Origin of the sequence: Mangrovicoccus algicola (assembly GCF_014903745.1) — a bacterium.
GTDB lineage: Bacteria > Pseudomonadota > Alphaproteobacteria > Rhodobacterales > Rhodobacteraceae > Mangrovicoccus > Mangrovicoccus algicola.
The window spans coordinates 1-9,852 of record NZ_JACVXA010000102.1 but is presented as its reverse complement, the minus strand read 5'-3'; the positions used below and the strand labels follow the sequence as shown (position 1 = coordinate 9,852).

Here is a 9,852-nt window from a genome sequence, read left to right as displayed (position 1 = left end):
CGCGCTGCCGCGGGCGGCCGCCGCGCAATCCGCGGAGGCGCGCCTCGTCGGCACGGCCGCGGAACTGGAGGAGGCTTTCCGCAGCGCGCCGGATGCGGGCGGGCGCATCCTGCTGGCGCCGGGGCGCTACGATTTCGCGCGGCTGCGCGAGCGCAGCTTTTCCGGCCCGCTGGTCCTGGGCTCGGCCGACCCGGCGGCGCGCGCGGTCTTCTCGGCCAACCTGCATCTGGAGGATGTCGCCAATCTCGTGATCGAGGGCGTCGATTTCGTCACCGGCGGCTTCCGCGAGCACAAGGGGCGGATGGACAAGGTCCAGCTGGGCCTGACCGGATGCCGCGCAATCACCGTGCAGGATGCGGGGTTTACCGGCTATATCCCCACCGCCGCCGAAGGGGTCGACCCGGAGGCCCCGAACCTGGACCGGGATTACGCCCTGGCGGGCTATGGCCGCGATTACGGCATCGGCATGAGCGGCTGCGAGGGGATGCGCGCCCTGGGCCTGGTGATGAGCGACCTGCGTGCCGCCATCGGCTGCAACCGGTCCCGCGACATCCGCATGGAAGGGATCGAGGTCGCCCGCGCCCGCGAGGGGATCAACATCCACGACGTCACGGCCGTGACCATCGCCGAGTGCCATTTCCACGGCTTCCGACCCTGGCTGGCCCGCGCCTCGCCACGGCGCGACCATCCCGACATGATCCAGTACTGGGCCGGGAGGGAAGGCATCGGCCTCAACGAGGTCGAGATCCGCGACTGCCTGTTCCACCAGGGACCGGGCGAGCCCTGGACCCAGACGATCTTCGGGCACATGCAGAACGTCAAGGACGGCACCGACCGCGCCACCGGGCTGCGCATCACCGGCAACACCATCGTCAACCGCCATGTCTGGGGGATCTCGCTGGGCGATGCCGACGGGGTGGTGATCGCGGACAACCTCCTGCTGCCCTCGCCGGATCTGCCCGACGCGCCCGAGCGAGGGCATGTGCCGACGATCTCGCTGGAGCGGACCGCGGGGGCCGAGATTTCGCGCAACACCCTGCTGCCCTATGACGGGCTGCACCGTCCGGTGCGGGCGGAGCCCGAGGCGCTGGCCGATGGCCGGGTGCGGCTGGCCCCCGACAACCGCCTGCTCAGCACGCGGCCGGTGGCCCCTGCCTTCTGGCGCAAGCTCACCCCGGACCTGTCCTCGCCCGCCGCGCGCTACCGCGCCCGGCATGGCTGGACGGGCTGATCCCGCGCGCCATGACGCATGGTCCGCCCTGCCCCGTCCGGGGCAGGATTGCCGGGGCCCGTCGCCGAAAGCGGCGGCGCCAGCCCCTGCGGTCCGCCCCGTGCGGCCGTGACAGAGACGGGAGCGCTTGCCATGGCCCTGACGATGCACAACCACGCCACCATCCCGTCGCTTGACGGGCTGCGCGCCGTGTCCATCGCGATCGTGTTCTTCGCCCATGCCCATATCGGGCTGCCGCTGCCCGGCGGGTTCGGGGTGACGGTGTTCTTCTTCCTCTCGGGCTTTCTCATCACCACGCTGTTCCAGCGCGAGGCCGAGGCCGCGGGGGGGATCGACCTGCGGGCCTTCTACATCCGCCGCCTGCTGCGGCTGAGCCCGCCGCTCCTGGTCACGCTGGCGGTGACCTACGGGCTGGTGGCGGCCGGGATATTCCTGGGAAAGCTGGTCCCCGGCGCGATGCTGAGCCAGCTGCTCTACTACTACAATTACTACCAGGTGCTGGTGCCCGACTGGAACGAGGGCGCGCGCGGGCTCAACGTGCTGTGGTCGCTGGCAGTGGAAGAGCATTTCTACCTGATCTTCCCCAGCCTCTTCCTGCTTTTCCTGCGGCGGCGGCTGACCCTGTGGCACATGGCGGCGATCCTGGCGGGCCTGCTGGTCTGGCGGTGCCTGCGCATCGGGGTCTTCGGAACCGAACCCAACACCATCTACATGTCGACCGACACGCGCTTTGATTCGATCCTCTACGGGGCGGTCCTGGCGATGATGACCGCCCGCGGCGTCGCGGCGCGGATCTTTCCCGCGACCGGCGCCGGGCGGATCCTGTGGCTCGGCGGGGCGGGCGCGGTGCTGCTGGCCTGTTTCCTGCCCGATGACGATTTCTTCCGCGAGACCGTCCGCTACAGCCTGCAGGGGCTCGCGCTGATGCCGGTCTTCCACTACGCGGTGACCCAGCCGCGGCTGCTGCCGTTCCGCCCGCTCAACTGGGGCTGGATGCGGCGGATCGGCTTCTATTCCTATTCGGTCTACCTGATCCACACCGTCCTGCTGGCGAACATGGACGTGTTCTGGCAGGCGGCGGGGCTGGAGGGCCTGCCCGCCATCCTGCGCGCGCTGGTGACCGGGGCGCTGTGCTTGGGCTATGCCGTGGCCGTCTATCACCTGGCCGAACGCCCGGCGAAACGATGGCGCGCGCGGCTGACCCCGGTCCCGCGCTGAGCGGATCGCCCCGGACGGCCCCGGGGGCGGACCTTGGGTCGCGGTGCCAAAGACCGGCGGCGTGATAGGCTCGTCCCGAAGGTCTGCGCCAGGAGGCGCCGGAGATTTTGTGAAGATGGATAAAGTGACATGAAAGTTGTTATTTTCGGTCTCGGATATGTCGGATTCACCGCCGCCTGCTGCATTGCCAGCGAAGGCCATTCGGTGGTGGGCATCGATGTCAGCGACAAGAAAGTGGGCGCGATCCTCGAGGGGCGCGCGCCGATCGTCGAACCCGGCGTGCAGGAGATGCTGGCCGACGGGCTGGAAAAGGGCCTGATCACCGCCGATACCGCCATCGGCGACCATCTCGACGGCGCCGACCTGGCCATCGTCTGCGTCGGCACCCCCTCGGCGGCGGACGGGTCGCACAACATGGGCTTCATCGCCGATGTCTCGCGCCAGATCGCGCTGGCGCTGCGGGACGAGGCGCGCAGCGCGCCGCTGGCGGTGGCCTATCGATCCACCATCCGGCCCGGCTCGATCGAGGAGCTGATCAGCCCGATCTTCCGCAGCATCCTGGGCGATGCCGCCGACAGCCAGGTGGAGCTGGTCTACAACCCCGAATTCCTGCGCGAATCCTCGGCGGTGAAGGACTATTTCGAGCCGCCCAAGATCGTCATCGGCACCAGCGACGGCCAGCCGGTCGCGGCGATGGACGCGCTGAACGCCAACATCACCGCCCCGGTCTTCTACGTGGGCTATCGCGAGGCGGAATTCACCAAATTCGTCGACAATACCTGGCACGCGGTCAAGGTGGCCTATGCCAACGAGATCGGCCGGGTCTGCCTCAACCTGGGGATCCAGGCCTCCAAGGTGCACGAGATCTTCAAGTCCGACACCAAGCTGAACATCTCGGCCTATTACACCCGTCCCGGCGGCGCCTTCGGCGGCTCCTGCCTGCCCAAGGACGTGCGCGCGCTGCAATATATCGGCACCGACAGCGGCACCTCCATGCCGCTGGTGGAAAGCCTGATCCGCACCAACGAGGCGCACAAGCACCGGCTCTACGAATATGCCGTCGAGGGGCTGGAGCCGGGGGCGCGGGTGCTCTTGGCGGGGCTGGCCTTCAAGGCCGCCACCGACGACCTGCGCGAGAGCCCCAATGTCGACCTGGCGCGCAAGATGCTGCAGGCGGGGTTCGAGCTGGACATCTACGACCCGGCGATCGACGCGGGCAAGCTGGTCGGCGCCAATCTGGGCTATGCCTACAGCCAGCTGCCGATGATCCAGACGCTGCTGGTGGACAAGGCCCATGCCGAGGAACAGGCCGCCGCGGGGGGCTATGCGCGGGTGATCGCGGCCAATGCCACGGTCAAGGACCTCGCCCTGCCCGCCGCCTGCGACCTGCGCGATCTCGGCGCGCTCTAGCCGCCCCGGCGGGACAGGGCGCGGCGGATCAGCCGCCGCGCCTCGCCCCGCAGCTCGCGGCTGGCCAGCACCTTCGCGGCATAGGCCGCTCCGATCAGCAGGCCCAGCACCGCCAGCGCGGGCAGCGCGGACCATCCCGCCAGATGCGGCACCACCAGCGCCTGCAGCACCGCCCATAGCCCGATGGCAAAGGCGAAATCCGCCCAGCAGAATCGCAGCACCGCGCGCCAGCGGACCGGCGTCGTGCGGTCCGCCACCGCCACCAGCGCGGGCAGGATCACCACGAGTTCGGCCAGCATGTAGGCGGCGATCATCGCCTCGATGCCCCGCGGCGCCAGCAGCCACAGCGACAGCGACACCACCGCGAAACGCAGCACCGACACCCAGAAGAACGGGCGGCTCTGCCCGCAGGCGAAGAACAGGTATTGCAGCCCGTTGCGCAGCCCCGCCCCCAGCGTGAAGAGGCTGGACCAGAACAGCAGCGGCGTCACCGCCTCCCAGTCCGGGCCCAGCATCAGCGCCACGATCCAGGGCGCGCCGCAGGCCAGCCCCACCGCCACCGGGTTCATCAGCAGGTCGGCGCGGCTGACCAGCCGGGCGAACATCGCGTTCAGCGCCGCCGGATCGTCCTGCAGCCGCGACAGGGTCGGGGTGAAGACCGAGGAGAGCGGCACCATCACCCGCCGCTGCGGCAGCATCGCGAGGTTGGTGGCGCGGTAATACAGCGCCGTGGGGGTCGGCCCCAGCATCACCCCGATGATGGTCGTGCCGATATATTGCGACATCCGCGTCAGGATCGAGCTGCCCGCGACATAGCCGCCGAAGGACAGCGCCGCGCCGATGCCGGTGAAATCCGCGCGCCGCGGCCCCGAAGGCAGCCAGCGCGTCGCCGCCATCAGCAGGATCAGGGTGAAGACCGGGATGGCGATCTGCTGCAGCACCGGCGCCCAGTAGCTCCAGCCCATAAGCGCGGTGACGATGGCCACCGCCGTGGCGCCCAGTTCCGCCGCCAGCGTCGCCCGCTCGCTCACCCGGATGCGCAGCGTGCGGCGCATGATGGCCACGTATTGCCCGGCCATCGCCGCCAGCAGCACGCTGGCCGAGATCGCCAGGAAGATCGGCGTCACCCGCGGCTCGTCGAACCAGCCCGCCGCCGGCACCGCGATCGCCGCCAGCACCAGCGACGCGGCCAGGCCGAGCAGCGCATTGCACCAGAACAGCGCGCTGACCTGGGCATGGGTGATCTCGCGGCGCTGGATGATCGCCTGGGGCAGGCCGAAATTCGACAGCACCGTCGCCAGCACCACGCCGGGCATGGCCAGCGCGAAGACGGCGAAATCCTCCGGCGGCACCAGCCGCGCGATGATGGCGATGCTGCCCAGCTGCTGGGCCGCCTTGAGGAAGGCCATGAACAGCACATAGACCGAGGCGCCGCCGGCGGCGCGCGCCAGCTGGCGGGCCTCCAGGTCGATGCGGAACAGCGCGTCGCGGGGATCGGCAGGCGGGGGCGTGGGGGACAAGGCAGGGTCTCCATCGAGGGCGGCGCGGGTCGGGCCGGATCGGATCGGGTCGCCTGCCGCCGGGACCCGACCCGTCCCGGCGGCAGGCGGAAGGCTCAGCGCAGCAGCGCCTCCAGCCGCGCCGCCAGCATCGGCGTGGCGGCCGCGGTGTGGTGCACGGGGTCCATGAAATAGCTGACGCCGCCCTCGTGGAACCGGCACTCGGCCCCGTCGCACAGGAGCGCCTGCGGATCGATCACCCGCAGCCCGGTCCGCCCGGCCTCCATCGCGCGCAGCCCCGCGAGGATCTCGGCGCGGGCGGGCGCCTCGGCATGGCGGATCCGCGCGACCCCCTCGGCGGCGGCCTCCAGCGGCGCGAAGGGCCCGATGCGTTCCAGCAGCGGCGGCACCCCGGCGGCGTTGTATTGCGGCCCGAACAGGATCACCCCCTCGGCCACCTCCTGCAGCCGGTCGAGGGTCGCCGTCACCCCGTCCTGCCAGCCCGCCATGTCGGGCTCCTGGTCGGGGAAGGCCGGGCGCGGCGCCTGCCCCGGCGCCTCCCAGTTCAGGCTGTCGCCGTAGCTGGTCCAGTTCTGGCCCCAGACCGCCAGATCGAACGGGCCCTCCTGTGCCGCCACGCGGTCGCGATAGGCGCTGCAGTCGCGGTCGGGCGTATGGTTGATCACCCGCACCGCCCCCGCCGCCATGACGCAGCCGCCGCGGGAGATCACCGTGACCTCGGCCTCGGCGAAACGCGGCAGGCGCATCAGCGCGGGGACGTAGTTCTGCATCATCGAATCGCCGAAGATCAAGATCCGCTCGCCCGATGTCCCGCGGCCCAGCTGCAGCACCCCGTCGCCGTAATCGTCGAGGAACTGGAACCGGCTGAGCCGCGCATAATCCTCATGCGCCGGGGCCAGCCCCATGCGCTGGGGCAGCCCGTCGGCGGCGCGCAGGCCGAAGGCCGCCAGCGCCAGAACCGCCAGCGCGCCCAGCGGCGGAGCCATCTGCGACCAGCGCATCCGCGCCGCCGCCGCCCGGTGCAGCCGGAACGGGGTCTCGACGAAATGGTACAAAAGCGCGCCGATGCCGATGCTGAGGGCCAGCAGGATCACCTTCTCGGCAAAGCTGAACGGATCGGCCGAGAGATAGCGCCAGAACACGATCACCGGCCAATGCGCCAGATAGGCCGAGTAGGAGACATGGCCCAGCCACACCGCCGGGCGCCAGACCAGCCCCCGGCCCAGCATCCGCGCGCGCCCGCATTGCAGCAGCAGCACCGCCCCCACCGTCGGGACCAGCCCCATCAGCCCGGGAAACGGCGTCGTCTCGTCATAGGCCAGCGCCGATCCGATCACCAGGACCAGCCCGGCGGCCAGCCCCGCCTCCTCCGCCCGCGGCGGCAGGCGCAGATGGCCCGCGAAGACCAGCGCGGCGCCCGCGAGGAACTGGTAGGCGCGGAACATCGGCAGGAAATAGGCCTGCTTGGGATTGCGGTCGATCCAGTATTCCGACAGCGCCAGCCCCGCCAGCGCGCCGAGGACCACCGCCGCCAGCACCGCGCGCCGCCCGCCGATCCGGTAGCACAGCACCAGCGCGACCGGCCAGCCGAGATAGAACTGCTCCTCCACGCTCAGCGACCAGGTATGCAGCAGCGGCTTGATCTCGGAGGCGGCGCCGAAATAGCTGTCGGCCATGGCGAAATGCAGGTTGGCCAGCGACAGCGCCGTCCAGATGGCCGAGGTCGCCGTCTCCTTCAGATGCTCGGGCGTCATGATCAGCCCCGCCCCGATCAGCGTCAGCAGGATCGTCGCGGCCAGTGCGGGCAAAAGCCGCCGCGCCCGGCGGATGTAGAAGGTCTTGAAGCTGAACCGCTCGCGCCGCAGATCCTCCAGCATGATGCCGGTGATCAGGTAGCCCGAGATGACGAAGAACACGTCGACGCCGACATAGCCGCCCGCGAAACCCGGGAACTGGCAGTGGAACAGCAGCACCAGCAGCACCGCGATGGCGCGCAGCCCGTCGATATCGGAACGGTAGGTCATGACGCCCCCGCGGCGGAACGGGCCGGACCCGGACCGGGTCGGCAGGCAGATGACGGAGGGCCGGACCCGGCGGTCCCGGAAAGGCAAGGGCTCGACATGCGGGCGCGACCTGAAAGAACGAACAAACTCATGCCCCGTCTTTCTAGATCACCCTCGCCGCGACTGTCCCACGGTCTAATGTCGCAAGGCCCCTCTCAGCGGTCGAAGCGCAGCAGGCAGCCGGGGAAGCGGCGGTCGATTTCGGCAAGGTCGGCCTCGTAGGCCTCGCGCAGCCGCGCCACCAGCGCAGGCTCCAGCGGGGCGAAGCGGCCATGCGCCTCCCCGGCGGGATAGCGGGCATAGATCGCCTCCGCCTCGCGCAGCCGCGCCGCCATCGGCAGGGACCGGTCCAGCGCCTCGGCCTCCGCCACGGCCCGCGGCGAGGGCGACAGGGTGGAGGCCGGCGGCGGCAGTTCGGGATAGGGCCCGGCCGGGGCGCCGACATACCGGTCGAGAAGCGCGCGCCAGTGGCTGCGCCAGTCCTCGTAGCGCCACACGGTCAGCGCCGCCCCGGGCAGCGCGTCGCGCAGCCGCGCCACCAGATCGCACCAAGTTGGCGGCTGCCGGTCGAGCCGCGCGCGCACCGCGTCGAAACCGCCCGGCTCCGGCGGCAGCGCCCGGATCATCTGGGCATAGGCCGAGGGGATCAGCGCATCGAGGCTGCGCACGGCGAGGAACAGGTGCAGCCCCGCCCCCCCCTGCCCCAGCGCGCGGATCAGCGGCAGGCCCGGCAGCCGCGGATAGAGCGGATCGCCCAGCTGGTCGAAAGTGTATCCCAGCAGGTCCTCCTCCGACAGCAGCACCGTCGCGGGCCCGCGGCGCAGCCGCTCCAGGTCGCGGCGCATCAGCATCCGCACCGGCGGCGACCAGAATTTGCGGCGCAGTCCCTCCGGGCGCATGTTGCGCCGCAGGACCGGGCGGGCCTCCGCCACCGGCAGATAGTCGATGTCCCGCGCCAGAAGCGCCTGCCGATGCGCGGCCAGCGTGTCCTGCAGATGCGTGGTCGCGGTCTTGTGCGCGCCCAGATGCAGCCGCCATTGCCGTACCGGAGAGGAAACCATCCTGCGCACCCCATGCCTTCCTGCCGTCGGACCCCGTGCCGTCCGGCCGATATCCCACAGCTAGCAGAGCATGGCAGGTCTGGCGCGGCGACGAGATGCTGCATGCGCGCGCCCCGCCTCCCCGCCCCGGCCGCGGGCAGGGCGGGACGGGATGTCTCCTGTTCGCGGCCGCGCTCCCGCGCTATCCCGGGGCGCGACAGGGACGTCATCGGGCAGGCAGGCCACCGGCCGCCCGCCACAGCAGCGAGGGTCACGATCATGGCGGATGTTCCGCGGCGCGTCGTCTATACCTGCGTCACCAACGGCTATGACCGGGTCATCCCCCCGGCCGATCCGGTGCCCGGGGTCGATTACATCCTCTTTACCGACCGCCCCGAAACGGACCGGGTGCCGGGCTGGATCACCCGCGGGATCGAGACGCCGGAGGGGCTCTCGCCGTCGCTGCGCAACCGCTATTGCAAGCTCCTGCCGCACAAGATCCTGCCGGATTACGGCGAATCGCTCTATCTCGACGCCAATATCGCCATCACCGGATCGCTAGCGCCGTTCTTCGCCGAGGTCTTCGGCGGGCCCGAGGACATGGCGCTCTATGTCCACCCGGTGCGCGACACGGTGGAAGCCGAGGCCGCGGTCATCGCCGCCACCGGGCGCAGCAAGTCGCCGGAGAAGCTCGAAGGCGAGATGGCGCGCTACCGCGCCGAGGGGTTTCCCGACGATCTGGGCCTGACCAGCAACCCGATCCTCGCCCGCCGCCACATGGTCCCCGAGGTGATCGCGGCGATGGAGATGTGGTGGGACCTGCTGGGCCAGGGCAGCGGCCGCGACCAGCTGTCGCTGCCGGTGGTGCGCTGGCGCACCGGCCTGCCGGTGCGGGTGCTCAGCCCCGATTTCACCGAAGGCAGCCCCTATTTCCTGCGCTACCCGCATTGGCAGACCTCCGGGCGCCGCGGCCGGGCGCTGGTCTGGGCGGCGCAGAGGCAGGGGCGCGGCCTGCCCTGGCGCTGGCTGCATGACCTGATCATCGCCAGCTATCGCGGCGGCACGCCGCATTTCTGAGCCCCGCCCGCCGCGCGCTCAGCCCAGCCAGACGCCGCTTTCCAGCAGCCGCCGCACCACGCCGGCCTGGCTGGCCGTGCCCATCCGCGCGAAAAGCTGCTTGGAGGCGCTGCGCGCGGTGCCCAGGGTCCAGCCCAGCTCCTCTGCCGCCTCCGCCAGGCTCAGCCCGTCGGCCAGCGCGGCGGCCAGCCGGGCCTCGGACCGGCTGAGCCCGAAGGCGGCGGCGACGCGCGAGACGGGCAGGGCGCGCGCCGACAGCTCGTGGCGCAGCCGTCCCAGGATCGCGCCGGGCG

Annotated in this window: 8 protein-coding genes; 4 read left to right on the top strand and 4 right to left on the bottom strand. The window is 70.9% G+C overall.

Annotation, left to right across the window (positions count from 1 at the left end):
- From ICN82_RS20200 to ICN82_RS20190, 3 genes are all read left to right on the top strand, one after another.
- Positions 1-1,231 (top strand): right-handed parallel beta-helix repeat-containing protein (locus tag ICN82_RS20200; RefSeq protein ID WP_193186860.1); only part of this gene is annotated, 1,231 nt, incomplete at its 5' end.
- Positions 1,232-1,363: 132 nt separating this feature from the next.
- Positions 1,364-2,449 carry an acyltransferase family protein gene (locus tag ICN82_RS20195; protein ID WP_193186857.1) on the top strand — a complete coding sequence of 362 codons (1,086 nt, stop codon included), beginning with the start codon at positions 1,364-1,366 and terminating at the stop codon, positions 2,447-2,449.
- A gap of 129 nt (positions 2,450-2,578) precedes the next feature.
- The gene (locus tag ICN82_RS20190) at positions 2,579-3,859 is read left to right on the top strand and encodes a nucleotide sugar dehydrogenase (RefSeq protein ID WP_193186854.1); all 1,281 of its coding nucleotides are present in this window, start codon (positions 2,579-2,581) and stop codon (positions 3,857-3,859) included.
- Here ICN82_RS20190 and ICN82_RS20185 read toward each other — a convergent pair.
- The 3 genes from ICN82_RS20185 to ICN82_RS20175 all read right to left on the bottom strand — a co-directional run bounded on the left by ICN82_RS20185 (position 3,856) and on the right by ICN82_RS20175 (position 8,512).
- Positions 3,856-5,379, bottom strand: a complete 1,524-nt coding sequence (locus ICN82_RS20185; protein WP_193186852.1) for a lipopolysaccharide biosynthesis protein — start codon at positions 5,377-5,379, stop codon at positions 3,856-3,858. The genes ICN82_RS20190 and ICN82_RS20185 overlap by 4 nt on opposite strands.
- 95 nt (positions 5,380-5,474) lie before the next feature.
- Positions 5,475-7,403 (bottom strand): acyltransferase family protein, encoded by a 1,929-nt coding sequence (locus tag ICN82_RS20180; protein WP_193186849.1) that lies wholly within the window; start codon positions 7,401-7,403, stop codon positions 5,475-5,477.
- Positions 7,404-7,597: 194 nt separating this feature from the next.
- Positions 7,598-8,512, bottom strand: a complete 915-nt coding sequence (locus ICN82_RS20175; protein WP_193186846.1) for a hypothetical protein — start codon at positions 8,510-8,512, stop codon at positions 7,598-7,600.
- 249 nt (positions 8,513-8,761) lie between these two features.
- Between ICN82_RS20175 and ICN82_RS20170 the strand changes: the two genes are divergently transcribed.
- A complete protein-coding gene (locus ICN82_RS20170; protein ID WP_193186843.1) occupies positions 8,762-9,559 on the top strand; it encodes a hypothetical protein in 798 nt (265 codons plus the stop codon).
- Positions 9,560-9,577: 18 nt separating this feature from the next.
- Here ICN82_RS20170 and ICN82_RS20165 read toward each other — a convergent pair.
- Positions 9,578-9,852, bottom strand: a 275-nt coding sequence (locus ICN82_RS20165) for a helix-turn-helix transcriptional regulator (protein ID WP_226898637.1), incomplete at its 5' end; no start/stop codon positions are given.